The sequence below is a fragment of the Streptomyces sp. NPDC051286 genome (genome assembly GCF_044455345.1).
GTDB lineage: Bacteria > Actinomycetota > Actinomycetes > Streptomycetales > Streptomycetaceae > Streptomyces.
Genome location: NZ_JBITER010000010.1, coordinates 1 through 25,758 on the forward strand (window position 1 = coordinate 1; position 25,758 = coordinate 25,758).

The window sequence follows — 25,758 nt, forward strand, 5'->3', positions numbered from 1 at the left end:
CACACCACGTGATCATTCCGGGGCCTTCGCCATGCCCGGCACCCACAGGCACCAATCACGCACCGCTTACGATCAGCCACCCGACAGGCTCTCAGACGCGTGCAGTCGATGCGCGCAAAAACCGGCCCGGTGACGTACTGAACGACACGGCCGCCGCCACCCGCGCCAAGACCTTCCTCGGCTGACCCCGGGGAGTCGACGATGTGATCATTCGGTGAGCATGGGCGCGTTTGCCCTGATCCTTGTTGACAGTCCGTCACATGAAGTCGAACAATGTTCAGGCGGAAATGGACCGTGCCATGTCGTGCCGTTCCAGTTGTTCGCACCGTTCGTGCCGTACGTGCCGCGACGAGCCGATCGGGGGACGGCTCGCCCGGCCGACGGCGCGGGCGGATCCGGCGAAGGCCCGCCCGCTCAGGCCGTGATGTCCTTCGCCGTGAAGCGCGCCCAGGCCGCCGAGCCGAACACCGCCGCGTACAGCCCCTGCAGCTCCAGGTTCTTGACGATCTCGTCCCAGTAGACGGGGTCGCGCAGCAGGTCCGCGAAGGACATCCAGTAGTGGGGGAAGAGATACGGATGGATGCCGCTCAACTGCGGGACCGTGTCCAGGATCTGTACGGTGATCAGCACCCCGACCGTCGCGGCCATCGCCGCGATCCCGCTGCCGGCGAGCGTCGAGACGAACAGCCCGAGCGCCGCGAACCCGATGAGTGACGCCGCCACCGTCACCGCGATCAGGCCGGCCCGCAGCAGCCCCGCGCCGACGCCGATCCGGGTCCCGGAGATCGTCGTGACCTCCCCGACCGGGAAGAGCAGCGCCCCGACGGCGAGCGCCGACACCGCCACGACAAGGGTCGCGATCAGGCAGAACGCGAGGGTGGCGGTGTACTTGGTGAGCAGCAGCCGGGTCCGGCCCGCGGGTGCGACCAGCAGATAGCGCAGGGTGCCCGCACCGGCCTCGCCCGCGATCGCGTCGCCCGCGACGACGCCGACGGTCAGCGGCAGGAAGACCGGAAGCGTCACCGCGAGCGCGGCGAACACCAGGAACAGGCCGTTGTTGGTCACCTGGGAGAGGAACGCCGGTCCCCCGCCGTCGCGCGGCCCGGCGGGCGAGCCGTCGCTCGTCTGGATCCTCACCGCGATCCCGATCAGTACGGGGACGGCGGCGAGCACCCCGAGCAGCGCCAGCGTGCGCCCGCGGCGCAGGGTCGTGGCCAGTTCGGAGCGGAGGATCCCGAACGTCCACAGGGGGTTGCGGGAGCGGCCCGCCCGTACGGGTGCGACTTCAGCCTGCGACATCGAAACTCTCTCCGGTGAGTGCGACGAAGGCGTCCTCCAGCGAGGCCCGCTCGACGCCGAAGGACCGTACGCGTACACCGCCGTGGACCAGTGCCCCGCTCAGGTCGGCGAGCTCGACCTCGCGCGGCGGGGGTTCGGCGGTGACCCGGTCGCCCTCGACGGTGACGCCGGTGACGCCGTGTTCCTTGAGGATGCGGGCGGCGTCGGCGGGGTCGGGGGTGGTGACGGCGAGCCGGCCTCGGGCGCCGGCCGCGAGGTCGGCGACCGGCCCCTGGGTGATCAGCCGCCCCCGGGCCATGACCGCGGCGTGCGTGCAGACCTGTTCGATCTCGTCGAGGAGGTGGGAGGAGAGGAAGACGGTGGTGCCGTCGGCCGCCAGTTCCCGGACCAGGGTGCGGATCTCGCGCATGCCCTGCGGGTCGAGTCCGTTGGTCGGCTCGTCCAGGACGAGGAGGCGGCGCGGCTGCAGCAGGGCGGCGGCGAGCCCGAGGCGCTGCTTCATGCCCAGCGAGTACGCCTTCGCCTTCTTGCCCGCGGCGGCGGCGAGCCCCACCCGGTCCAGGGCGGCGGCGACCCGGGCGCGACGGGTGCGCGGATCAGCGGCCGGGTCGGCGGAGTCGTACCGTACGAGGTTGTCCCGGCCGGTCAGGAACGCGTACAGCGCGGGCCCTTCGATCAGCGTGCCGACCTGCGGGAGTACGGTGCGGGCGGCGCCCGGCATGGGGTCGCCGAGGACCCGGGCGCTGCCGGACGTCGGGGCGATCAGCCCCATCAGTATCCGGATCGTGGTGGTCTTCCCGGAACCGTTGGGCCCGAGGAAACCGAAGACGCTGCCTTCGGGGACGCTGAGGTCGAGTCCGTCGACGGCGAGTTGGCCGCCGCGATACCGCTTGGTGAGACCCCGGGTCTCGATCACGGCCGTTCCGGTCCAGGGCATCACCGACGAATCGGTCACGGCACCGGGCTCTGTCATGCGCAACTCTCCCCCATGGTCCGGGTAACGGAACGCCCCGCCGTACGGAGGATACGGCGGGGCGGTGGTGCGATGCGGGAAGGACGGGAACGTCAGTGGGCGGCGCTGTCAGCTGCCTTGACGAGCGCGTCCTTGGTGACCGCACCGACGTAGACCTTGCCGTCGTCCGTCATCAGGGCGTTGACCAAGCGGGTCTTGAAGACCGTGCCGGAGCCGAACTTTCCGGTGACCTTGTCGCCGAACGAGTCCAGGAACTGCTGGGCCGCGGGCGGAACATCCGCGTTCTTCTCCGCAGCGGGGAGTCCCTTGGCGCCGGGTGACTCGATCACGTGGATCGTGCCCCAGCCCTCGCCGATGACCTTCGCGCCTCCGCCGCCGGCGAACCCGTCCAGACCGGTCAGGCCCTCCGGCCCCTGCCCGACGTTCTTCTCCGCCTGCTTCCCCGCCTTCGCCTCGTCCGCCTCGGTCACCTTGGTGCCCTTGGGCGGGGTGAACGTGAACGAGGACGCCGCGGGCCTCGCGAAGTCGACGCTGGTGAACCCGGCGTCGATCACCGCCTTGCCGCCGCCGCTCGGGGAGAGGGTGAACTTCAGCGGCACGCCGTTCTTCGCATCGACCGCGACGGTGATCGCGCCGATCGTCGAGCCACCCTGCTTGGGCTTGATGACCAGCTTGTACGCATCACGCCCGGCGACCTGCGCCGTGCCGTCGACGGTGACGGAGGTGGTGGAATCCGCCGCCTTCAGCGCCTGCTCGGCCAGTGCCTTCGGTGTGGTCGGCACGCCCTCCGGGGTGGTGCGCCCCTCGTGCTTCTCGGCGTCCGGGGCCTTGTCGGTGGTCGCGTGGTACGCCTCGTCGGAGCTGCTGTCGTACGCCCAGAGCTGGTCCCCGTTGCGGATCACGCTGTACTCGGCGGCGCTGTCCAGAATGGAGATGCGCTGCTTGTCGGGGCCGTCGGCGGCCACCCGCAGCGTGTGCGTGCCGGAGGCGAGTTCCGTCAGCCTGTCCTTCGGAGCGGCGCTCGAACCGCCCTGCTCGCCGCCGTCGCTCCGGGCGAACGACTCGGCCAGGCCGCCCAGCGACGGGATGCCGAGGTCAGTGCTGACCCGCACCGTGCCGGAGAGCTGCTGGGTGTCCGAGGCCGCGATCTTCTCGATGAGCTGCTGTGCGCTGATCTTCGGCAGTTGCGGGTCACCGGAGTCCGCGAGCGCCGGGACCAGACCGATCGTCGCGGCCGCCACCCCCGCCACCGCGACCGGGACAATGTAGCGGGCCGCCTTTCTGCGGGCGGCCGTGGTGCTCGTGGCGCTGCCGGTGGTCTCTGCGCTGTCGTTCGGTGCCATGTGTGCCCTACCTCCGTGGTCGGCGGCTTCCGTCCGGATGCACTCGTCCACTCCGTGCCGCCGTTCTCACTCGATGTGGTCAGGAGTGGTTGTTCTCCATCTGACCAAATTCACCGGGCGGAATCATCAACCCGCGGACGCAACCGCGCATACCTCTTCGGTATGACACGACACGGTCGCCCCTCCCCCGACCCGTAGGGGTAGGGCCGGCGAACGACGGGGCAGTGCTTGCCGGGAGGGGCACCGGGGCGTATTCCGGAAGGAGCCTCCTCCGCCCGTAGGGCGGGCCAGGCGGGATTTCGAACGCCCTAGGGCCTGTTCTGAGTTCCCCGCCTGCGCCCCGACGCCCGGCACGCACGCTCGCCGCACCGCGCCGCAGGACAGGTGGCTCCGCCACATGACCTGCGACACCGCACGCCGATCGCACGCACCGACCACCGCTGCGCCCGCGCTTCGCGCGGACGACGGGGAACTCAGAACAGGCCTTAGCCGGCGCGGTGCACCACGGCGTCGCACAGCTCTTCCAGTGCGGCCTTCGCGTAGCACTCGGGAAGCGGCTTCAGGGCCGCCCGCGCCTCCTCCGCGTACCGGACCGTGTCGTGCCGGGCCTGCTCCAGCGCCGGGTGCGCCCGCAGCCGGCAGAGCGCCTCGGCCAGCCGGTCGTCGTCGCTCAGGTCGCCGTCCAGCAGCTCAAGGATCTCCAGGTCGTCCGGCTTGCCGCCGGCCGCCGCCTGCGCCCGCAGGTGCAGGACGGGAAGCGTCGGGATTCCTTCCCGCAGATCGGTGCCGGGGGTCTTGCCGGACTCGTGGCTGTCGGAGGCGATGTCGAGCAGGTCGTCGGCGAGTTGGAACGCGACGCCGAGCCGTTCCCCGTACTGGGTGAGGATGTCCACGGCGGACTCGTCGGCGCCGGCCATCATCGCGCCGAACCGGCAGGCCACGGCGATCAGCGAGCCGGTCTTGCCGCGCATCACGTCGAGGTAGTGCTCGACCGGGTCGCGGCCGTCGCGCGGGCCCGCGGTCTCCAGGATCTGTCCGGTGACCAGGCGTTCGAACGCCTCGGCCTGGACACGTACGGCCTCCGGGCCGAGGTCGGCCAGGATGTGCGAGGCGCGCGCGAAGAGGAAGTCGCCGGTCAGCACGGCCACCGAGTTGCCCCAGCGGGTGTTGGCGCTGTCGACGCCGCGGCGTACCTCCGCCTCGTCCATCACGTCGTCGTGGTAGAGCGTCGCGAGATGCGTCAGCTCGACGACCACGGCGGACGGCACGACACCCGGCGCGTCCGCGTCACCGAACTGGGACGCCAGCATCGTCAGCAGCGGCCGGAAACGCTTGCCCCCGGCCCGTACGAGATGCTGCGCGGCCTCTGTGATGAACGGGACTTCGCTCTTGGTGGCATCCAGCAGCCCCGCCTCGACAGCGGCCAAACCGGTCTGGACATCGGCCTCAAGAGCCTGGTCCCGCACGCTCAGTCCGAACGGCCCGACGACGGTCACGAGGGGATCTCCTGTCTGCTGACGATCACACGGAATGTCGATGTGTCGCTGTCATCACTCAAGTCAGCGTATCCGGTCCCGTTTGGATCACCGTGGGCGCCTTCCCGCCACCGCCGGTATGTTCGTGATCAGCTCATACGATCAGGAGTAGCCCCTTTGTCCCACAGCACTGCCGCCCGCGACCTGACAGAGCCGCCATCCGCCGATGACCACGCCTTTTCCGGCCGGCCACGGGGCTGACCCCCCTGTCCGGCCCGGAGGTCCGGAGCGGTTCTCGTTCCTCGGCACACAGACCGTCCCGGTCCTCCATTTCGCCGAAACGGCGGCGAACCGACACCGTGGCGAACGGCGCCGCGACGCCGGCCGGTGCGGCCGGTATCGCGGCCGGCCCCTGGCCGAGGCGTACCACGCACCCCTCCCACCGAGGTACCGCCATGCACATCCGGACCAGGTTCCCGTACGACACCACCCATGAGGACGTCCGCATCCCGCTGCCGGACGGCACACGGCTGTACGCGCGGATCTGGAGGCCGGTCACCGACGACCCCGTGCCGGCGCTCCTGGAGTACCTGCCGTACCGGCTGAGCGACTGGACGGCGCCGCGCGACTGGCAGCGCCACCCCTGGTATGCGGGCCACGGCTACGCCTCCGTACGCGTGGACGTCCGCGGGCACGGCAACAGCGAGGGGATGCCGGGCGACGCGTACGACGCGACCGAGCTCGCCGACGGGGTCGCCGTCATCCACTGGCTGGCCGAGCAGGAGTGGTGCTCCGGCCGGGTCGGCATGTTCGGCATCTCCTGGGGCGGCTTCAACTCCCTCCAGATCGCCGCGCTCGCCCCGGAGCCGCTGAAGGCGATCGTCACCGTCTGCTCGACCGACGACCGCTACGACAACGACGTGCACTACATGGGCGGCTCGGTCCTCGCCGTCGACATGCACGCCTGGGCGGCCACCATGCTCGCCTTCGTCTGCCGCCCGCCGGACCCGGCGCAGGTCGGCGAGGAGTGGAAGGACATGTGGCGCAACCGGCTCGAAGCGGTCGAGCCGTTCATCCACACCTGGCTGACGCACCAGACCCGCGACGACTACTGGAAGCACGGCAGCGTCCGCGAGAACTACTCCGCCATCCGGGCGAACGTGCTCGCGGTCGGCGGCTGGCACGACCCGTACCGCGACACCGTGCTGCGGCTCGTCGAGCACCTCGACCCGGCGAAGGTGCGCGGGCTGATCGGCCCGTGGTCGCACCAGTACCCGGACCGCGGCCTGCCGCCCGGCCCTTCGATCGGCTTCCTCCAGGAGACGCTGCGCTGGTGGGACCAGCACCTGAAGGACCGGGACACCGGCGTCATGTCCGAGCCGCTGCTGCGGTCCTGGATCAGCGAGTCGCACCGGCCCGCGACGGTGTACGAGACGCTGCCCGGACGGTGGGTCGGTGACACCGGCTGGCCTTCGGAGAACGTCGCGCCGCTCACCTACGCCCTCCAGGGCGGGCCGCAGACCGTCGATTCGCCGCAGTACACCGGGCTGGACGCCGGACGGTTCCTCCCGTTCGGCAACGACGCCGATCTGCCGCCCGACCAGCGCGACGAGGACGCCAAGTCCGTCTCCTTCGAATTCCCGGTCGAGGACTCCCCCGTCGAGATCCTGGGCCACCCCAGGGTGAAGCTCCGGATCCGGATGGACGTGCCGCGCGGCCAGGCGATCGCCCGGCTCTGCGACGTCGCCCCGGACGGCTCGTCCACGCTCGTCACCCGCGGCGTCCTCAACCTGTCGGCCCGGCACGGTCGCGACCGGTCCGACGACTGGCCGGCCGGTGCGACCGAGGACGTCGCCTTCGAGCTGAACGGCATCGGGCACATCTTCCCGCCCGGCCACCGGATCAGGCTCGCCGTCTCCTCCTCCTACTGGCCGTGGATCTGGCCGCAGGCCGGTTCGGCGGGCTTCACGCTGGACGCGGACGGCAGCTTCGTCGAACTGCCGGTGCGCCGCCACACCGAGGATCCCTCGATCAGGTTCGAGCAGGCGGAGCAGTCGGAGCCGCTCGGCGTCGTCCTCCCGGTGACGCTCGACGAGCCCCGCCCCGAGCGGCTGGTGGTCCGCGATGTCGCCAAGGGCGAATGGCGGCTGGAGGTCGACCCGCGCCACGGCGGTACCCGCGTCCACCCGGACGGCCTCGAATTCACCGAGGACGCAGTGGAGACGTACACGATCCAGGAGAACGACCCGCTGTCGGCGCGCACCCGCTCCGACTGGACGATCCGGCTGCACCGGCCTGAGATGGCCTGGGACACGCGGATCGAGACGCGGTCCGAGATCAGTGCGGACGAGACCGGCTTCATCATGTCCGACGAGGTGGTGTGCAAGGACGGCGACGAGATCGTCTTCCACCGGACCTGGGAGAAGCGGATCCCGCGCACAGCGGGCTGAAAGGACCGCCGTACCCCTCCTCACGTGGGGATATGACGGAACTTTCCGGTCATTGCGCGTAGTTGCGACACTGCCGCGGGGTAACGACACCGACGTAACGTGTCCCCCAAGCGACCTGGAAAGCGAGGCAGCAACAGATGCCCGAGCAGAGCAGCCCGCTCGATCTGGCCGAGGGCGACCCCTTCGGTCCGCACAACCTTCCGTACGGGGTGTTCTCCACCCACGACCACCCCGAGAACCGCCGGGTCGGCGTCCGCATCGGCAACCACGTGCTGGACGCCGGAGCCGCGGCGCACGCGCTCGGCTCGCCCTACACCCAGCTTCTCGCCCAGCCGGATCTGACCGCGCTGCTGTCGGCGGGCCGCACGGCGTGGCGGGACGTCCGGCGGGCGTTGACCGCGTGGGTGACGGTCCCGGCACACCGCCCGGACATCGAGCCACTGCTGCACCCGGTCGGGTCGGTGACGCTCCATATGCCGTACGCGGTCGCGGACTACGTCGACTTCTACGCCAGCGAGAACCACGCCACCAACGTCGGAAAGATCTTCCGGCCGGACGGCGCCGCGCTGACGCCGAACTGGAAGCACCTCCCGATCGGCTACCACGGCCGGTCCGGCACCGTCGTCGTCTCCGGCACTGATGTGGTGCGCCCCTGCGGCCAGCGCAAGGCGCCGTCCGACGCCGCCCCGGTCTTCGGCCCCTCGGTCAAGCTGGACATCGAGGCCGAGGTCGGCTTCGTGGTGGGCGTCCCCTCGGGGCACGGACGGCCGGTCCCGCTCGGCAGGTTCCGCGACCATGTCTTCGGACTCTCGCTGCTCAACGACTGGTCGGCGCGGGACATCCAGGCGTGGGAGTACGTCCCGCTGGGCCCGTTCCTCGGCAAGTCCTTCGCCACGTCCGTATCGGCGTGGGTGACGCCGCTCGAAGCCCTGGAGGCGGCCCGGATCGCGCCGCCCGCCCGGGACTTCCCGCTGCTTCCGTACCTCGACGACACGGGCGAGGAGGAGCCCGGCGGCCTCGACCTGCGGATCTCGGTCGCGATCAACGGACATCTGGTCGCCGAGCCGCCGTTCGCCACCATGTACTGGACGGCCGCCCAGATGCTGGCCCACATGACGGTGAACGGCGCCTCGCTGCGCACCGGCGACCTGTACGGATCCGGCACGGTCAGCGGCGCCGAGCCCGGTCAGCGCGGCTCGCTCCTGGAGCTCACCTGGAACGGCAGCGAACCCCTGGAACTCCCCGAGGGCAAGCGGACCTTCCTGGAGGACGGCGACACGGTGACGATGACCGCCTGGGCGCCGGGACCGCACGGCACGAGGGTCGGCCTCGGCGAAGTCACGGGACGGATCGTGCCCGCGTCGTGACCACGGACTCACCGGGGCTCACGCTCCCCGAGGAACTGCTGCTGCTCGCGCTGGACCCGCAGCGCGGCAAGCCGTACTGCCGCACCCGTTTCCTGGAGTACGGGATGGCGGGTGCGGTCCTCGCGGAGCTGGAGCTCCAGGGCCGGATCGCCGAACGGCTCGGCCGGGTACGGGTGATCAGCCCGCTGGCTCCCCAGGACCCGCTGCTCGCGCAGGTCCTCGGGAGCCTGCCTGCCCCGGACGAGGGCAGGCTCGCGGGCGGCGTCAGCGCGAAGCCCTGGATACGGCGGACCGGCCGGTACGTCGAGGAGCTGTGCCTGGACCACCTGGTCGGCCGCTCGGTCCTGCGCAGGGAGACCCACCGGTTCCTCGGCCTGTTGCCGTACCACCGCCACCCAGTGGCTGACCCGGCTCTGTCGGCCGGCGTCCGGGAGCGTTTCGCGGCCGCCGAGACGGCGGGGTTCCCCGGCCCGCGCGGCCGGGTCCTGGCTGCGCTGGTCTCGGCGATCGGTCTCTCGCACGAGGTGGCGCGGGGCGGCCTGCGGAGCCGTTGGGCGATGCGCGATCTGGTACACGACGAGTGGACCGCCCATGCGGTGCACCGGAACGTACGCCAGGACAAGTCGAACAGGATCGGCGGGAACATCGGCGGCACTGGCGGCGGGAGCAACGGGGACTGACGGGGGACGGGGCTGACCGGGGCCGGCCGAGAAAGAGGCTGAGGCGGTCAGCCGTGCGTGGGTCGTTCACACATTTGGGGGAGCCGTGCCCCGTTCCCGGCCGATACGCTGGAATCTCCCGCGAGACTCTGCGTCATGGGAGCACTGATGAGCGTCGAACCCGAGGCCCCCGAGCCGCGGTGGGCGGTTCCGCCCGTCGGCGGCTGGACCGCCGATGACCTGGACACACTCCCGAATCTGCCTCCGCACACGGAGCTGATCGACGGGAGCCTTGTTTTCGTGAGTCCGCAGACCCTGTTCCATTCACGGGCGGTCGACTTCTTCAACTGGCAGCTGCAGTCGCTGGCGCCGGCCGACTTGGAGGTCGTGCGCGAGTTCACCATCGACATCGACCGCTACAACCGGCCCGAACCCGATGTGATCGTCGTGGACGGCGACATCGTCCAGGACCCGAACCAGACCCGCTTCCCTGCCGAGTCCGTACAGCTGGCCATCGAGGTCGTCTCCCCGGAATCACGGTCGCGAGACCGGGAGACCAAGCCCGTGAAGTACGCCCGGGTCAAGATCCCGCACTTCTGGCGGGTGGAGAACCAGGACGGCCGCGCCGTGGTCTACGTCTTCGAGCTGGAGCCGGCCACCGGCGCCTACACCTCCACCGGCATCTTCCACGACCGGATGAAGGTCTCCGTTCCCTTCCCCGTCGATCTGGATCTCACCGCGATCACCGCCCGTCGCCGGGCGACCGACCCGGAGTAGTCGGGCCCCGGCGCCCGGCACTCACTCGTACTCGGGCGGTTCCTCGTCCCAGCCGAACTCCGGGTCTGCGTCCGGGGCCACCGGCGGTCCCGGAACCGGGGCCGGGTTCGGGTTCGGGGCCGGAACGTGGTGCGGGGCCGGTGCGGGTTCCGCGTCCGGCGCCTCGGGCCCTGCGTCCCCGAACGACGCCAGCACGTCCAGCACCCCCTCCCCGTAGGTCGCCAGCTTCTTCTCGCCCAGGCCGCCGACGCCACTCAGCTCGGCCAGGGAAGCCGGCCGCACCGTCGCGATCTCGCGCAGCGTCGCGTCGTGGAAGATGACGTACGCCGGGACGCCCTGCTCCTTCGCCCGGGCGCCGCGCCAGGCCCGCAGCGCCTCGAAGACCGGTACGGCCTCCGGGGCCAGTTCGGCGACAGCCGCCGAGGTCTTCGCCTTGCGTTCGCCCTTCGAGGAGCGCGAAGCGGGCTTCGCCGCCTCCTTGCGCAGCCGTACCTCGCGCTCGCGGCCGAGCACCGAGCCGCTGTCCTGCGTCAGCACCAGCGTGCCGTACTCGCCCTCGACCTCCAGCAGGCCCTGGGCCAGCAACTGCCTGACCACGCCCCGCCATTCCGCCTCGGACAGCTCCTCGCCGATGCCGAAGACCGACAGCTGGTCGTGGTCGAACTGGATGACCTTCGCGGTCTTGCGCCCCAGCAGGATGTCGACGATCTGGCCGGCGCCGAACTTCTGGCCGCGCTCCCGCTTCAGCCGGACCACGGTGGACAGCAGTTTCTGCGCGGCCACCGTGCCGTCCCAGGTCTCGGGCGGGGTGAGGCAGGTGTCGCAGTTGCCGCAGGCCGCGGTCTGCGGCTCCTGGCCGAAGTATGTGAGCAGCCGGGCGCGGCGGCAGTCGGCGGTCTCGCACAGGGCGAGCATCGCGTCGAGGTGGGTGGCCGCGCGGCGGCGGAACGCCTCGTCGCCCTCGCCGCCCTGGATCAGCTTGCGCTGCTGGACGACGTCCTGGAGGCCGTACGCCATCCACGCCGTGGACGGCAGCCCGTCGCGGCCCGCGCGGCCGGTCTCCTGGTAGTAGCCCTCGACCGACTTGGGCAGGTCGAGGTGGGCGACGAATCGCACGTCCGGCTTGTCGATGCCCATGCCGAACGCGATCGTCGCCACGACGACCAGACCGTCCTCGCGCAGGAACCGCGCCTGGTGGCGCGCACGCGTCCCGGCGTCCAGACCCGCGTGGTACGGAACCGCCTCGATGCCGTTGCGGCAGAGATACTCGGCGGTCTTCTCCGTCGAGTTGCGCGACAGGCAGTAGACGATGCCGACGTCCCCGGCGTGCTCCTCCTTCAGGAAGGAGAGCAGCTGCTTCTTCGGGTCGGACTTCGGCACGATCCGGTACTGGATGTTGGGCCGGTCGAAGCTGGCGACGAAGTGCTTCGCGTCGGGCATGCCCAGACGCTGGGTGATCTCCTGGTGCGTGGCGTTCGTCGCCGTGGCCGTCAGGGCGATCCGGGGCACGTCGGGCCAGCGCTCGCCGAGCACCGACAGCGCCAGGTAGTCCGGCCGGAAGTCGTGGCCCCACTGGGCGACGCAGTGCGCCTCGTCGATGGCGAAGACGGAGATCTTTCCGCGGGCGAGCAGCTGGAGGGTGGAGTCCAGGCGGAGCCGCTCCGGCGCCAGGTACAGCAGGTCGAGCTCACCGGCGAGGAATTCCGCCTCCATGACCCGGCGCTCGTCGAAGTCCTGCGTGGAGTTGATGAACCCGGCACGCACACCGAGCGCCCGCAGCGCGTCGACCTGGTCCTGCATGAGCGCGATCAGTGGTGAGACGACAACGCCCGTACCAGGTCTGACCAGGGCCGGGATCTGGTAGCAGAGGGACTTTCCGCCACCGGTGGGCATGAGGACGACGGCGTCACCGCCCGCCACCACGTGGTCGACGACCGCTTCCTGTTCGCCGCGGAACGTCTCGTACCCGAACACCCGGTGCAGCGTCTGCTGCGCTTCGCTCTCGGCGCTCTCGGTCACATCCATGGTCCCGCCCGTCCCGCTCATCACTCTGTCCCCCGGGGTCCGTCCCGTTCTGTCCTGCGCCGTCCCCTGCCACGATAAGCGCCGCCGGTGACAACGCCCGCCACGGCGGGCAGACCACACTGCCCGCCGGTCCCGGAAAGCCGGTCGCCGGGGGGGGGGGGGGGCGGCCCCCCCCCCCCCCCCCGGGCGCGGCCCCCCCCCCCCCCCCCCCCCGCCACCCAACCGCCCCCCGGTTACAACCCCCCCCCCGCGGGGACACCCCACCCTCCCCCCCGGCCCCCCACCGGGGGGGGGGGGGGGGCCACCCCCCCCCCCCCCCCCCGCGACCGGGAGCAGAACGGCAACCGGGACACCGGTCGGCCGCTCCGCGTCACCTCACGAACACTCCCGCCTGGCTCGCCAGGTCGAGGAAGTACTGCGGGGCCAGGCCCAGCACCAGCGTGACGGCGACGCCGACCGCGATCGTCGTCATCGTCAGCGGGGACGGGACGGCGACTGCCGGGCCGTCCGCCTTCGGCTCGCTGAAGAACATGAGCACGATGACCCGGATGTAGAAGAACGCGGCAATGGCGGACGAAATCACACCGACCACGACCAGGCCGCCCGCGCCGCCCTCCGCCGCCGCCTTGAAGACCGCGAACTTTCCGGCGAAGCCGGAGGTCAGCGGGATACCGGCGAAGGCGAGCAGATACACCGCGAAGACCGCGGCGACCAGCGGCGAGCGCCGGCCCAGCCCGGCCCACTTCGACAGGTGGGTCGCCTCGCCGCCCGCGTCGCGCACCAGCGTGACGACGGCGAACGCGCCGACCGTCACGAAGGAGTACGCACCCAGGTAGAAGAGCACCGAGGAGATGCCGCTCGGGGTCGTCGCGATGACACCGGCGAGGATGAAGCCGGCGTGCGCGATGGACGAGTAGGCCAGCAGCCGCTTGATGTCGGTCTGGGTGATGGCGACGATCGCACCGCCCAGCATCGTGACGATCGCGACGGCCCACAAGACCGGCCGCCAGTCCCAGGTGAGGCCCGGCAGCACCACGTACAGCAGGCGCAGCAGCGCACCGAACGCGGCGACCTTCGTGGCCGCGGCCATGAAGCCGGTGACCGGGGTCGGGGCGCCCTGGTAGACGTCCGGGGTCCACATGTGGAACGGGACGGCGCCGACCTTGAAGAGCAGCCCGGTCAGGATCATCGCGCCGCCGATCAGCAGCAGCACGTCGTTGCCCATGGTGGCGGCGAGCGCCGGGTCGATCTGGGTGACGGAGCCGTCGACCACGTTGGCGATGGCCGCGTAGGAGACGGAGCCCGCGTACCCGTACAGCAGGGCGATCCCGAAGAGGAGGAACGCCGACGAGAAGGCGCCGAGCAGGAAGTACTTCACCGCCGCCTCCTGCGACATCAGCCGCTTGCGGCGGGCGACGGCGCACAGCAGGTAGAGCGGGAGGGAGAAGACTTCCAGGGCCACGAAGAGCGTCAGCAGATCGTTGGCCGCCGGGAAGACCAGCATGCCCGCCACCGAGAAGAGGACCAGCGGGAAGACCTCGGTGGTGGTGAAGCCCGCCTTGACCGCGGCCTGCTCGCTCTCGCTGCCGGGCACCGAAGCGGCCTGTGCGGCGAACGAGTCGACGCGGTTGCCGTGCGACTCGGGGTCGAGCCGCCGCTCGGCGAAGGTGAAGACGGCGACCAGCGACGTCAGCAGGATGGTGCCCTGCAGAAACAGGGCGGGTCCGTCGACGGCGATGGCGCCCATCGCGGCGATGTGCGCCTTCGTCGTGCCGTACCCCCCGGCCGCGAGACCGATGACCGCGGCGAACGCGGCGGCGAGGGCGACGACGGTCAGGAAGACCTGTGTGTAGTAGCGGGCCCGGCGCGGTACGAAGGCCTCGACGAGTACGCCGACGACCGCGACACCGATCACAATGAGGACCGGGGCCAGCTGGGCGTACTCGATGACCGGCGCCTTGAACTTCTCGTGCGGGGCGGCCGATGTCACCCCGCCCGCCATTGTCCACAGGCTGTGGACAGCTGTTGCGCTCACTTGGCGGCCTCCACCTCAGGCTGGGGGTCCTTCTTGTGTACGTCCGACATGGTGTGCTGCACCGCCGGGTTGACGATCTCGGTGAGCGGCTTCGGATAGACGCCCAGGAAGACCAGCAGCGCGACGAGCGGGAGGACCACCACCAACTCCCGGACCTTCAGGTCGGGCATGCCCCGGACCTCGGCCTTCACCGGGCCCGTCATCGTCCGCTGGTAGAGGACGAGGACATAGAGCGCGGCGAGCACGATGCCGGTGGTGGCGATGATGCCGGCCGCCGGGTATGCGCTGAACGTGCCGACCAGGACCAGGAATTCGCTGACGAACGGGGAGAGGCCGGGGAGCGACAGGGTGGCGAGCCCGCCGATCAGGAACGTGCCGGCCAGGACCGGCGCCACCTTCTGCACCCCGCCGTAGTCGGCGATGAGCCGCGAACCGCGCCGGGTGATCAGGAAGCCGGCCACCAGCATCAGCGCCGCCGTCGAGATGCCGTGGTTGACCATGTAGAGCGTGGCACCCGACTGACCCTGGCTGGTCATCGCGAAGATGCCCAGGATGATGAAGCCGAAGTGGGAGATCGACGCGTAGGCGATCAGGCGCTTGATGTCGCGCTGGCCGACAGCGAGCAGCGCCCCGTACACGATGCTGATCAGCGCGAGGACCAGGATCACCGGCGTCGCCCACTTGCTGGCCTCCGGGAACAGCTGGAGGCAGAAGCGGAGCATCGCGAAGGTGCCGACCTTGTCGACAACCGCGGTGATCAGGACGGCGACCGGGGAGGTCGCCTCCCCCATGGCGTTGGGCAGCCAGGTGTGCAGCGGCCAGAGCGGGGCCTTCACCGCGAAGGCGAAGAAGAACCCGAGGAACAGCCAGCGTTCGGTGCTGGTCGCCATGGAGAGCGAGCCGCCCGCGCGGGCCTCCGCGATCTCGGAGAGCGAGAAGGTGCCCGCGACGACGTACAGGCCGATGACGGCTGCCAGCATGATGAGCCCGCCGGCCAGGTTGTAGAGGAGGAACTTGACCGCGGCGTACGAGCGTTGCGCCGCGGCGTTCTCGTCACTGCCGGAGTGTGCCCGGTCCCCGAAGCCGCCGATGAGGAAGTACATCGGGATGAGCATGGCTTCGAAGAGGATGTAGAAGAGGAAGACGTCGGTGGCCTCGAAAGAGAGGATCACCATCGCTTCGACCATCAGGATCAGGGCGAAGAAGCCCTGGGTGGGACGCCAGCGCGAGGACTTCGTCTCCAGGGGATCGGCGTCGTGCCAGCCGGCCAGCATGACGAACGGGATCAGCAGGGCGGTGAGCGCCAGAAGCGCCACCCCGATGCCGTCCACACCCAGTTCGTACCGGACGCCGAAGTCCTTGATCCAGGCATGTGATTCGGTGAGCTGGTAGCGGGCGCCTCCGGGCTCGAAGCGGGCAAGCACGATGCCCGCCAGCACGAGGGTGGCCAGCGAGAAGAGCAGCGCCAGCCATTTGGCGGCGGTGCGCCGGGCGGCCGGAACGGCGGCGGTGGCGATCGCGCCGATCGCCGGGAGCGCCGCCGTCGCTGTCAGGAGGGGAAAGGACATGGTGATCAGACCGCCCTCATCAGCAGGGTCGCGGCGATGACGATCGCCGTACCGCCGAACATCGAGACCGCGTAGGAGCGGGCGTAGCCGTTCTGCAGCTTGCGCAGCCGGCCGGAGAGACCGCCCATCGATGCGGCCGTGCCGTTGACCACGCCGTCGACCAGAGTGTGGTCGACGTACACCAGGGAGCGGGTGAGGTGCTCGCCGCCGCGGACCAGGACCACGTGGTTGAAGTCGTCCTGGAGGAGATCGCGGCGGGCGGCCCGGGTGAGCAGCGAGCCGCGCGGGGCGACGACCGGGACCGGACCGCGCCCGTACATCGCCCAGGCGATGGCGACGCCGATGACGAGCACCACCATGGTGGCGGCGGTGACCGTCATGGCGCTGACGGGCGAGTCGCCATGGCTGTGCCCGGTGACCGGCTCCAGCCAGTTCAGGAAGCGGTCACCGATGGAGAAGAAGCCTCCGGCGAAGACCGAACCGAACGCCAGGACGATCATGGGGATGGTCATCGACTTCGGGGACTCGTGCGGGTGCGGAAGGTGGCCCTCGCCCGCGGCGGAGCCGTTGTCAGACGCTGTGGGCTGCCAGCGCTTCTCGCCGAAGAACGTCAGCAGCATCACGCGCGTCATGTAGAACGCGGTGATCGCGGCGCCGAGCAGCGTGACAGCGCCGAGGATCCAGCCCTCGGTGCCGCCCTTGGCGAACGCCGCCTCGATGATCTTGTCCTTGGAGAAGAAGCCGGAAAGACCGGGGAAGCCGATGATCGCCAGATAGCCGAGGCCGAAGGTGACGAAGGTGACCGGCATGTACGTCCGCAGGCCGCCGAACTTCCGCATGTCGACCTCGTCGTTCATGCCGTGCATGACCGAACCGGCGCCGAGGAAGAGCCCGGCCTTGAAGAAGCCGTGCGTCACCAGGTGCATGATCGCGAAGACATAGCCGATCGGGCCGAGCCCGGCGGCCAGGATCATGTAGCCGATCTGCGACATCGTCGACCCGGCGAGGGCCTTCTTGATGTCGTCCTTCGCGCAACCGACGATCGCACCGAACAGCAGCGTGACCCCACCGACGACCACGACGACCAGCTGCGCGTCCGGGGCGGCGTTGAAGATCGCGCCGGAGCGGACGATCAGGTAGACGCCCGCGGTCACCATGGTGGCGGCGTGGATGAGGGCCGAGACCGGGGTCGGACCCTCCATCGCGTCACCGAGCCAGGACTGCAGCGGCACCTGGGCCGACTTGCCGCAGGCGGCGAGCAGCAGCATCAGACCGATCGCCGTCAGCTTGCCCTCGCCGGTCTCCCCGGTCGAGGCCAGTACGCGGCCGAAGGCGAACGTGCCGAACGTGGTGAACATCAGCATGATCGCGATCGACAGGCCCATGTCGCCGACCCGGTTGACCAGGAACGCCTTCTTGGCGGCGGTGGCCGCGCTGGGCTTGTGCTGCCAGAAGCCGATCAGCAGGTACGACGCCAGACCGACGCCCTCCCACCCGACATACAGCAACAGGTAGTTGTCGGCGAGGACCAGCAGGAGCATCGCCGCGAGGAACAGGTTCAGGTACCCGAAGAAGCGGCGCCGGCGCTCGTCGTGCTCCATGTAGCCGATCGAGTAGAGGTGGATCAGGGTGCCCACACCGGTGATCAGCAGCACGAACGTCATCGACAACTGGTCGAGCTGGAAGGCCACGTCGGCCCGGAAGCTCTCGACCGGGATCCAGCTGAACAGGTGCTGGTGCAGCGTCCGGTGATCAGCGCCCTTCCCCAGCATGTCGGTGAAGAGCACCGCCCCGATGACGAACGAGGCGGCGGCGAGCAGGGTGCCGAGCCAGTGGCCGGAGCGGTCCAGCCGTCGGCCGCCGCAGAGCAGCACGGCCGCTCCGAGCAGGGGCGCCGCGATGAGCAGCGCAATGAGGTTGTCCACGATTCAGCGTCCCCTTACAGCTTCATCAGGCTGGCGTCGTCGACCGAGGCCGAGTGGCGGGAACGGAACAGCGACACGATGATCGCGAGCCCGACCACGACCTCGGCGGCGGCGACGACCATCGTGAAGAAGGCGATGATCTGGCCGTCGAGGTTGCCGTGCATCCGGGAGAAGGTGACGAACGCGAGGTTGCAGGCGTTGAGCATCAGCTCCACGCACATGAACACCACGATCGCGTTCCGCCTGATCAGCACCCCGGACGCGCCAATGGTGAACAACAGGGCGGAGAGATAGAGGTAGTTGACCGGATTCACTTGGTGACCTCCTCTTCGTCCTGGTCACGGCCGAGCCGCTCCTCGGAGCGCTGCTCCAGCGCCTTGAGGTCGGCCAGCGACTCGTTCGACACGTCACGGATCTGGCCGCGCCGCCGCAGCGTCTGCATGACGGTGAGCTCGGACGCGGTGCCGTCCGGGAGCAGACCGGCGATGTCCACGGCGTTGTGCCGGGCGTAGACACCGGGGGCGGGCAGCGGCGGCAGGTGCTTGCCGCGTACCCGCTCCTCCGACATCTCCCGCTGGGTCCTGGCCCGTTCGGTGCGCTCCCGGTGGGTGAGCACCATCGCGCCGACCGTCGCCGTGATCAGCAGGGCGCCGGTGATCTCGAAGGCGAAGACGTACTTCGTGAAGATGAGGCTGGCCAGCCCCTCGACGTTTCCGCCGTGCGCGGCGTTCGCCGTGCCGAGGCCGTTGAAGCTGTTCAGCGAGGCGTGGCCGATGCCTGCGATCAGCAAAACGCCGAAGCCGATCCCGCATCCCGCGGCCAGCCAGCGCTGGCCCTTGAGGGTCTCCTTCAACGAGTCCGCCGCCGTGACACCGACGAGCATGACCACGAAGAGGAACAGCATCATGATCGCGCCGGTGTAGACGACGATCTGGACGACGCCGAGGAAGTAGGCGCCGTTGGCCAGGTAGAACACCGCCAGGACGATCATGGTCCCGGCGAGGCTCAGCGCGCTGTGCACGGCTTTCTTCATCAGTACGGTGGACAGCGCGCCGATCACGGCGACCGTGCCGAGCACCCAGAACTGGACGGCCTCGCCGATGGATGTGGTGGAGGCCGCTGCGGCCAGGCCGGTCATGCGTCCACCTCCTCGTCCTTGGCCGGCTGCTCCTTGGACTCGCCCTTGGAGAGCGCGACCTGACGCTCCGTGCCGGGCGCCGCCTCGGTGACCAGCCCCCGGTAGTAGTCCTGCTCGTCCATGCCCGGGAAGATCGCGTGCGGAGTGTCGACCATGCCCTCCTCCAAGCCCGCGAGCAGCTCGTCCTTGGTGTAGATGAGGCTTTCGCGGGTGGTGTTGGCGAGCTCGAACTCATTGGTCATCGTGAGCGCCCGGGTCGGGCACGCCTCGATGCACAGTCCGCAGAGAATGCAGCGCGCGTAGTTGATCTGGTAGACGCGCCCGTAGCGCTCACCCGGGGAGTAGCGCTCCTCGTCGGTGTTGTCCGCGCCCTCCACATAGATGGCATCGGCGGGACAGGCCCAGGCGCACAGCTCGCAGCCGACGCATTTCTCCAGGCCGTCCGGGTGACGGTTGAGCTGGTGCCTGCCGTGGAAGCGCGGCGCCGTCACCTTCTGCTGTTCGGGGTACTGCTCGGTCAGCCGCTTCTTGAACATGGCCTTGAAGGTCACGCCGAAGCCGGCCACAGGATTCTGGAACTTGTCCCCAGTGGACTCCGATGGCTCAGACACCGTCAGCCTCCTTTCCGTCACTCGGACTTTCACCAATCTGACTGCCGTCACTCCGAGTGTCCGGCCCGCCACTGACAACGAGCTTCCGCTCGTGCCGTGGCCTGCGGCGCGGTACCGGCGGCAGGGTCTGTCCGGGCAGCGGCGGCACCGGGAATCCGCCCGCCATCGGGTCGAACTCCGGCCCGGGTCCGGCTTCCGCCCCGGTCTCCCCGGCCGTCTTTGCAGCCTTGGCCGAGCGGTCCCGGAAGATGTCGGCGACGAAGGAGATGAGCAGGATCGCGATCACGGCCCCGGCCACGTACAGCACGATCTTCGAGAAGTCGTAGCCCTCGTTGCGCAGCGCCCGCACCGTCGCGACCAGCATCAGCCAAACCACGGAGACCGGGATCAGGACCTTCCAGCCGAGCTTCATCAGCTGGTCGTAGCGGACGCGGGGCAGCGTGCCGCGCAGCCAGATGAAGAAGAACAGCAGCAGCTGGACCTTGAGGACGAACCAGAGCATCGGCCACCAGCCGTGGTTCGCGCCCTCCCAGAAGGTGCTGATCGGCCACGGGGCTCGCCAGCCGCCCAGGAACAGGGTCGTGGAGACGGCGGAGACGGTGACCATGTTGACGTACTCGGCGAGCATGAACATCGCGAACTTGATCGACGAGTACTCGGTGTTGAAGCCGCCGACGAGGTCGCCCTCGGACTCCGGCATGTCGAACGGGGCGCGGTTGGTCTCACCGACCATCGTGACGATGTAGATGATGAACGAGACCGGCAGCAGGATGATGAACCAGCGGTCCTGCTGCGCCTCCACGATCTTCGAGGTCGACATCGACCCGGAGTAGAGGAAGACGGAGGCGAACGCGGCGCCCATCGCGATCTCGTACGAGATCATCTGCGCGCAGGAACGCAATCCGCCGAGCAGCGGGTACGTCGATCCGGAGGACCAGCCGGCCAGCACGATGCCGTAGATCCCGACCGATGCGACCGCGAGGACGTAGAGCATCGCGATCGGCAGGTCGGTGAGCTGCATCGCCGTACGGTGGCCGAAGATCGAGACCTCGTTGCCGGACGGCCCGAACGGGATCACGGCGATCGCCATGAACGCCGGTACGGCGGCGACGATCGGCGCGAGGACGTAGACGACCTTGTCCGCCCGCCTGACGACGACGTCTTCCTTCAGCATCAGCTTGATGCCGTCGGCGAGCGACTGGAGCATGCCCCAGGGGCCGTGCCGGTTGGGGCCGATGCGCAGCTGCATCCAGGCGACGACCTTGCGCTCCCACACGATGGAGAAGAGCACGGTCACCATCAGGAACGCGAAGCAGAACACCGCTTTGATGACGACGAGCCACCAGGGGTCGGTGCCGAACATCGACAGATCCTCGGCGGCGAGTACGGCACGGTCGGGTGCCGCGGCCAGTTGAGCGAGGGCAGTCACGCTCGCACCTCCGGTGTGACGTCGGGAGTACCCGGTGCGGCGGGGCCGATCCGGACCAGACCGCCGGGTTGGGCGCCGGTGTCGGCCGGTACGCCCCGCCCGACGGAGTTCAGCGGCACCCAGACCACCCGGTCCGGCATGTCGGTGACCTGCAGCGGGAGTTCGACGCTGCCGGACGGTCCGGTGACGGCCAGCAGATCGCCGTCCTTCACACCCGTCTCGGCGGCGGTGACGGCGGAGAGCCGGGCGACCGCGGCGTGCCGGGTGCCGGCCAGCGCCGCGTCGCCCTCCTGGAGCCGCCCCTGGTCGAGCAGCAGCCGGTGGCCCGCGAGGACTGCCTCGCCGTCGCCGGGCCTGGGCAGCGGCTGCGCCGACTCGTGCGGGTCGGCGGCGTGCGTACCGGTCCAGCCGCCGAGCCGGTCCAGCTCACGGCGTACGGACTTCAGATCCGGCAGCGCGAAGCGACTGGGTTCATCAGCGCCTCCGGCGCGGGCCACCGCGTCGGCGAGCATGTGCAGCACCCGGGCATCGGTCGGCGCGAGGGTCCGCGTCATCTGCTCGGGCTTCAGCGCCGCCTCGAACATCCGGGCCCTGCCCTCCCAGTTGAGGAAGGTGCCGGACTTCTCGGCCACCGCGGCGACCGGGAGGACGACGTCGGCCCGCTCGGTGATCTCGCTGGGCCGCAGCTCCAGCGAGACGAGGAAGCCGACCTGGTCCAGCGCCTCCAGGGCGCGGGCCGGGTCCGGCAGGTCGGCGGTCTCCACCCCGGCGACGAGCAGCGCGCCCAGTTCGCCGGTGGCGGCGGCCTCGACGATCTGGCCGGTGTCGCGGCCGAACCGGGAGGGGAGTTCGGCGACGCCCCACACGGCCGCCACCTCGTCCCTGGCACGCGGGTCGGTGGCCGGGCGGCCGCCGGGCAGCAGCGACGGGAGCGCGCCCGCCTCCACCGCACCGCGCTCGCCGGCCCGGCGCGGGATCCACACCAGCCGGGACCCGGTCGCGGTGGCCGCCCGTACCGCGGCGGTCAGCCCGCCCGGCACTCCGGCCAGCCGCTCGCCCACCACGATCACGGCGCCCTCGCCGCGCAGCGCCTCGGCCGCCTCGGCTCCGTCGCCGTCGAGTCCGACGCCGCCCGCGATCGCGTCCAGCCACTCGGTCTCGGTGCCGGGCGCGGCGGGCAGCAGCGTGCCGCCGGCCTTCTCCAGTCCGCGGGTGGCGTGCGAGGCGACGGCGAAGGTGCGCTGGCCGTGGTTGCGGTGGGCCTTGCGCAGCCGCAGGAAGACGCCGGGCGCCTCCTCCTCGGACTCGAAGCCGACCAGCAGGACGGTCGACGCCTTCTCCAGCGAGGTGTACGTGATCCCGCTGCCGTCCAGGTCGCGTCCGCGCCCGGCGACGCGGGCGGCCAGGAAGTCGGCCTCCTCGCTGCTGTGCACCCGGGCCCGGAAGTCGATGTCGTTCGTGTCGAGGGCGATCCGGGCGAACTTGCTGTACGCGTAAGCGTCCTCGACGGTCAGCCGGCCGCCGGTGAGGACGCCGGTCCTGCCGCGTGCGGCGACGAGCCCGGCGGCCGCGGCAGCCAGGGCCTCGGGCCAGCTCGCCGGTTCGAGGACACCGTCCGCGTTCCGTACCAGCGGCGTGGTGAGCCGGTCCCGCTGCTGCGCGTAACGGAAGCCGAAGCGGCCCTTGTCGCAGACCCACTCCTCGTTGACCTCGGGGTCGTTGGCGGCGAGCCGCCGCATGACCTTGCCGCGCCGGTGATCGGTGCGGGTCGCGCAGCCGCCCGCGCAGTGCTCGCACACCGACGGCGACGACACCAGGTCGAAGGGGCGGGAGCGGAACCGGTACGCCGCCGAGGTGAGCGCGCCGACCGGGCAGATCTGGATGGTGTTGCCGGAGAAGTACGACTCGAAGGGGTCGCCCTCGCCCGTGCCGACCTGCTGGAGCGCGCCGCGCTCGATCAGCTCGATCATCGGGTCGCCCGCCACCTGGTTGGAGAACCGGGTGCAGCGCGCGCAGAGCACACACCGCTCACGGTCCAGCAGCACCTGGGTGGAGATCGGGACGGGCTTCTCGTACGTCCGCTTCTTTCCGTCGAACCGGGAGTCCGGGTCGCCGTGCGACATCGCCTGGTTCTGCAGCGGGCACTCGCCGCCCTTGTCGCAGACCGGGCAGTCCAGCGGGTGGTTGATGAGCAGCAGCTCCATCACCCCGCGCTGCGCCTTGTCGGCGACCGGCGAGGTGAGCTGCGACTTGACCACCATGCCGTCGGTGCACGTGATGGTGCAGGACGCCATCGGCTTGCGCTGGCCCTCGACCTCGACGATGCACTGGCGGCAGGCGCCGGCCGGGTCGAGGAGCGGGTGGTCGCAGAAGCGCGGGATCTCGATGCCGAGGAGTTCGGCGGCGCGGATGACCAGGGTGCCCTTGGGCACGCTGATCTCGATGCCGTCGATCGTCAGCGTGACAAGGTCCTCGGGCGGGACCGCCGCCTCGCCGCCCCCGGAGGGCGCACTCGTGGTGACTGTCATGCGTTCACCCCCTGGTGAGCGTTCTTGTCGTCGGCCCAGGCGGTCGACTTGGCGGGATCGAAGGGGCAGCCCCGGCCGGTGATGTGCCGCTCGTACTCCTCGCGGAAGTACTTCAGCGAGGAGAAGATCGGCGAGGCGGCGCCGTCGCCGAGGGCGCAGAAGGACTTGCCGTTGATGTTGTCGGCGATGTCGTTCAGCTTGTCGAGGTCGGCCATCTGTCCCTTGCCGTCCTCAATGTCACGGAGCAACTGGACGAGCCAGTAGGTGCCTTCACGGCATGGCGTGCACTTGCCGCAGGACTCATGCGCGTAGAACTCGGTCCATCGGGTGACGGCCCGCACGACGCAGGTCGTCTCGTCGAAGCACTGGAGCGCCTTGGTGCCGAGCATGGAACCGGCGGCGCCGACGCCCTCGTAGTCGAGGGGCACGTCGAGGTGCTCGTCGGTGAACATCGGGGTGGAGGAGCCGCCCGGGGTCCAGAACTTCAGCCGGTGGCCGGCGCGCATGCCGCCGCTCATGTCGAGCAGCTGGCGCAGGGTGATGCCGAGCGGGGCCTCGTACTGTCCCGGGGTGGCGACGTGGCCGCTGAGCGAGTACAGCGTGAAGCCCGGGGACTTCTCGCTGCCCATCGACTTGAACCAGTCCTTGCCGTTGTTCAGGATCGCGGGAACCGAGGCGATGGACTCGACGTTGTTCACCACAGTGGGGCAGGCGTACAGACCGGCGACCGCAGGGAAGGGAGGCCGCAGCCGAGGCTGGCCGCGTCGCCCTTCGAGCGAGTCGAGCAGTGCGGTCTCCTCACCACAGATGTACGCGCCGGCGCCCGCGTGCACGGTGAGCTCCAGGTCGAGCCCCGAGCCCAGGATGCTCGTCCCGAGGTAGCCCGCCTCGTACGCCTCGCGCACGGCCTCGTGCAGCCGACGCAGTACGGGGACGACTTCACCGCGCAGATAGATGAAGGCATGCGAGGAGCGGATCGCGTAGCAGGCGATCACGATGCCTTCGATGAGGCTGTGCGGGTTGGCGAAGAGGAGCGGGATGTCCTTGCAGGTCCCGGGCTCCGATTCGTCGGCGTTGACCACCAGGTAGTGCGGCTTGCCGTCGCCCTGCGGGATGAACTGCCACTTCATGCCGGTGGGGAAGCCCGCGCCGCCGCGGCCGCGCAGGCCGGAGTCCTTGACGTACGCGATGAGGTCGTCCGGAGACATGGCGAGCGCCTTGCGCAGCCCCTCGTAGCCGCCGTGCCGCTTGTAGGTGTCCAGGGTCCATGACCCGGGCTCGTCCCAGAAGGCGGAGAGGACGGGCGAGAGCAGCTTCTCGGGGCCGGCCCCGTTGCCGCCTCCGTCGTTGATTTCGGCTGCCAACGTCATCACTCTCCCTCCTCTGCTGCGGTGCCGGCCGAGTGGTCCGGGTCCTGCGGGGCGTCGGTGCCGGCCGGCTCGCCCCGCGGGGCGACGACCTTCGGGTGCAGCTCCTCGCCCTTCGCCAGCCGGAGGCCGACGAGCGAGGCGGGGCCCGCTCCACCGGTCGCCTCGACGGCGCCGGGGCGCTGGTCGGGGAAGCCGGCCAGGATCCGCGCGGTCTCCTTGTACGAGCAGAGCGGAGCGCCGCGGGTGGGTTCGACGGTGCGCCCGGCGATCAGGTCGTCGACGAGCTGCGTCGCGCTCTGGGGCGTCTGGTTGTCGAAGAACTCCCAGTTGACCATCACCACGGGTGCGAAGTCGCAGGCCGCGTTGCACTCGATGTGTTCGAGGGTGACCTTGCCGTCCTCGGTCGTCTCGTTGTTGCCGACGCCGAGATGCTGCTTGAGTCGGTCGAAGATGGCGTCGCCGCCCATCACCGCACACAGCGTGTTGGTGCAGACACCCACCTGGTAGTCGCCGCTCGGCTTGCGCCGGTACATCGTGTAGAAGGTGGCGACCGCGGTGACCTCGGCGGTGGTGAGGCCGAGCAGTTCGGCACAGAGTGCCATGCCGGTACGGGAGACGTACCCCTCCTCGGACTGCACCAGGTGCAGCAGCGGCAGCAGCGCGGAGCGGCTGTCGGGGTAGCGGGCGATCACCTCCTTCGCGTCCGCTTCGAGCCTGGCGCGCACCTCGGCCGGGTAGGCGGGGGCGGGGAGCTGCGGCATCCCCAGACTGACTTCCTGACGTGCT

At 70.1% G+C, this 25,758-nt stretch carries 20 protein-coding genes; 5 read left to right on the forward strand and 15 right to left on the reverse strand.

Annotation, left to right across the window (positions count from 1 at the left end):
- The coding region (locus ACIBB8_RS12605) for a hypothetical protein (protein ID WP_398951221.1) at positions 1-185 on the forward strand (185 nt) is incomplete at its 5' end.
- Between the two features lie 229 nt (positions 186-414).
- On the opposite strand, the gene ACIBB8_RS12610 is transcribed toward ACIBB8_RS12605, so the two are convergent.
- The 4 genes from ACIBB8_RS12610 to ACIBB8_RS12625 form a co-directional block, all read right to left on the reverse strand.
- A complete protein-coding gene (locus tag ACIBB8_RS12610) occupies positions 415-1,299 on the reverse strand; it encodes an ABC transporter permease (RefSeq protein ID WP_398951223.1) in 885 nt (294 codons plus the stop codon).
- Positions 1,286-2,272: an ATP-binding cassette domain-containing protein gene (locus ACIBB8_RS12615; RefSeq protein ID WP_398951225.1), complete on the reverse strand. Its 987-nt coding sequence runs from the start codon at positions 2,270-2,272 to the stop codon at positions 1,286-1,288. The genes ACIBB8_RS12610 and ACIBB8_RS12615 overlap by 14 nt, the downstream gene beginning before the upstream one ends.
- A gap of 92 nt (positions 2,273-2,364) precedes the next feature.
- Complete coding sequence (locus tag ACIBB8_RS12620; RefSeq protein ID WP_398951227.1) at positions 2,365-3,615, reverse strand: outer membrane lipoprotein carrier protein LolA; 1,251 nt, start codon at positions 3,613-3,615, stop codon at positions 2,365-2,367.
- A 485-nt stretch (positions 3,616-4,100) separates the two neighbouring features.
- Positions 4,101-5,111 carry a polyprenyl synthetase family protein gene (locus ACIBB8_RS12625; protein ID WP_398951229.1) on the reverse strand — a complete coding sequence of 337 codons (1,011 nt, stop codon included), beginning with the start codon at positions 5,109-5,111 and terminating at the stop codon, positions 4,101-4,103.
- 434 nt (positions 5,112-5,545) lie between these two features.
- Here ACIBB8_RS12625 and ACIBB8_RS12630 point away from each other — a divergent pair, with 434 nt between their 5' ends.
- The 4 genes from ACIBB8_RS12630 (at position 5,546) to ACIBB8_RS12645 (ending at position 10,343) form a co-directional block, all read left to right on the forward strand.
- On the forward strand, positions 5,546-7,540 hold the full coding sequence (locus tag ACIBB8_RS12630; RefSeq protein WP_398951231.1) for a CocE/NonD family hydrolase: 1,995 nt from the start codon (positions 5,546-5,548) through the stop codon (positions 7,538-7,540).
- Between the two features lie 137 nt (positions 7,541-7,677).
- Positions 7,678-8,907 (forward strand): fumarylacetoacetase, encoded by a 1,230-nt coding sequence (fahA, locus tag ACIBB8_RS12635; RefSeq protein WP_398951233.1) that lies wholly within the window; start codon positions 7,678-7,680, stop codon positions 8,905-8,907.
- Complete coding sequence (locus ACIBB8_RS12640; protein WP_398951235.1) at positions 8,904-9,587, forward strand: GPP34 family phosphoprotein; 684 nt, start codon at positions 8,904-8,906, stop codon at positions 9,585-9,587. The genes fahA and ACIBB8_RS12640 overlap by 4 nt, the downstream gene beginning before the upstream one ends.
- 147 nt (positions 9,588-9,734) lie before the next feature.
- Positions 9,735-10,343 (forward strand): Uma2 family endonuclease, encoded by a 609-nt coding sequence (locus ACIBB8_RS12645; protein ID WP_398951237.1) that lies wholly within the window; start codon positions 9,735-9,737, stop codon positions 10,341-10,343.
- A gap of 21 nt (positions 10,344-10,364) precedes the next feature.
- Here the strand turns inward: ACIBB8_RS12645 and recQ are convergent, their stop codons facing one another.
- The 11 genes from recQ to nuoE form a co-directional block, all read right to left on the reverse strand.
- Positions 10,365-12,389: a DNA helicase RecQ gene (recQ, locus tag ACIBB8_RS12650; protein ID WP_398951239.1), complete on the reverse strand. Its 2,025-nt coding sequence runs from the start codon at positions 12,387-12,389 to the stop codon at positions 10,365-10,367.
- A gap of 349 nt (positions 12,390-12,738) precedes the next feature.
- A complete protein-coding gene (gene nuoN, locus ACIBB8_RS12655; RefSeq protein WP_398951241.1) occupies positions 12,739-14,403 on the reverse strand; it encodes an NADH-quinone oxidoreductase subunit NuoN in 1,665 nt (554 codons plus the stop codon).
- A complete protein-coding gene (locus ACIBB8_RS12660; protein ID WP_398951243.1) occupies positions 14,400-15,971 on the reverse strand; it encodes an NADH-quinone oxidoreductase subunit M in 1,572 nt (523 codons plus the stop codon). Before ACIBB8_RS12660 ends, nuoN begins: the two co-directional genes overlap by 4 nt.
- A 5-nt stretch (positions 15,972-15,976) precedes the next feature.
- Complete coding sequence (gene nuoL, locus ACIBB8_RS12665) at positions 15,977-17,896, reverse strand: NADH-quinone oxidoreductase subunit L (protein ID WP_398951245.1); 1,920 nt, start codon at positions 17,894-17,896, stop codon at positions 15,977-15,979.
- A 14-nt stretch (positions 17,897-17,910) separates the two neighbouring features.
- Positions 17,911-18,210, reverse strand: coding sequence for an NADH-quinone oxidoreductase subunit NuoK (gene nuoK, locus ACIBB8_RS12670; protein WP_037693122.1), 300 nt, complete (start codon positions 18,208-18,210; stop codon positions 17,911-17,913).
- Complete coding sequence (locus ACIBB8_RS12675) at positions 18,207-19,034, reverse strand: NADH-quinone oxidoreductase subunit J (RefSeq protein ID WP_398951247.1); 828 nt, start codon at positions 19,032-19,034, stop codon at positions 18,207-18,209. Before ACIBB8_RS12675 ends, nuoK begins: the two co-directional genes overlap by 4 nt.
- Positions 19,031-19,645 (reverse strand): NADH-quinone oxidoreductase subunit NuoI, encoded by a 615-nt coding sequence (gene nuoI / locus ACIBB8_RS12680; RefSeq protein ID WP_398951248.1) that lies wholly within the window; start codon positions 19,643-19,645, stop codon positions 19,031-19,033. Before nuoI ends, ACIBB8_RS12675 begins: the two co-directional genes overlap by 4 nt.
- Positions 19,638-21,074, reverse strand: a complete 1,437-nt coding sequence (gene nuoH, locus ACIBB8_RS12685) for an NADH-quinone oxidoreductase subunit NuoH (RefSeq protein WP_398951250.1) — start codon at positions 21,072-21,074, stop codon at positions 19,638-19,640. Before nuoH ends, nuoI begins: the two co-directional genes overlap by 8 nt.
- On the reverse strand, positions 21,071-23,602 hold the full coding sequence (locus tag ACIBB8_RS12690) for an NADH-quinone oxidoreductase subunit G (protein ID WP_398951252.1): 2,532 nt from the start codon (positions 23,600-23,602) through the stop codon (positions 21,071-21,073). The genes nuoH and ACIBB8_RS12690 overlap by 4 nt, the downstream gene beginning before the upstream one ends.
- Positions 23,599-24,975 (reverse strand): NADH-quinone oxidoreductase subunit NuoF, encoded by a 1,377-nt coding sequence (gene nuoF / locus ACIBB8_RS12695; RefSeq protein WP_398951254.1) that lies wholly within the window; start codon positions 24,973-24,975, stop codon positions 23,599-23,601. The genes ACIBB8_RS12690 and nuoF overlap by 4 nt, the downstream gene beginning before the upstream one ends.
- Entirely contained in the window at positions 24,972-25,733 is a 762-nt protein-coding gene (gene nuoE / locus ACIBB8_RS12700; RefSeq protein ID WP_398951578.1) for an NADH-quinone oxidoreductase subunit NuoE, read from the reverse strand. Before nuoE ends, nuoF begins: the two co-directional genes overlap by 4 nt.
- Positions 25,734-25,758 lie beyond the last annotated feature (25 nt).

Coding starts and splice junctions, on each gene's coding strand:
- ACIBB8_RS12675 (WP_398951247.1), bottom strand. CDS start 19,034: ATGACCGGCCTGGCCGCAGCGGCCTCCACCACATCCATCGGCGAGGCC.
- nuoE (WP_398951578.1), bottom strand. CDS start 25,733: ATGCCGCAGCTCCCCGCCCCCGCCTACCCGGCCGAGGTGCGCGCCAGG.
- ACIBB8_RS12615 (WP_398951225.1), bottom strand. CDS start 2,272: ATGACAGAGCCCGGTGCCGTGACCGATTCGTCGGTGATGCCCTGGACC.
- ACIBB8_RS12610 (WP_398951223.1), bottom strand. CDS start 1,299: ATGTCGCAGGCTGAAGTCGCACCCGTACGGGCGGGCCGCTCCCGCAAC.
- ACIBB8_RS12630 (WP_398951231.1), top strand. CDS start 5,546: ATGCACATCCGGACCAGGTTCCCGTACGACACCACCCATGAGGACGTC.
- ACIBB8_RS12690 (WP_398951252.1), bottom strand. CDS start 23,602: ATGACAGTCACCACGAGTGCGCCCTCCGGGGGCGGCGAGGCGGCGGTC.
- fahA (WP_398951233.1), top strand. CDS start 7,678: ATGCCCGAGCAGAGCAGCCCGCTCGATCTGGCCGAGGGCGACCCCTTC.
- ACIBB8_RS12645 (WP_398951237.1), top strand. CDS start 9,735: ATGAGCGTCGAACCCGAGGCCCCCGAGCCGCGGTGGGCGGTTCCGCCC.
- ACIBB8_RS12660 (WP_398951243.1), bottom strand. CDS start 15,971: ATGTCCTTTCCCCTCCTGACAGCGACGGCGGCGCTCCCGGCGATCGGC.
- recQ (WP_398951239.1), bottom strand. CDS start 12,389: ATGAGCGGGACGGGCGGGACCATGGATGTGACCGAGAGCGCCGAGAGC.
- ACIBB8_RS12620 (WP_398951227.1), bottom strand. CDS start 3,615: ATGGCACCGAACGACAGCGCAGAGACCACCGGCAGCGCCACGAGCACC.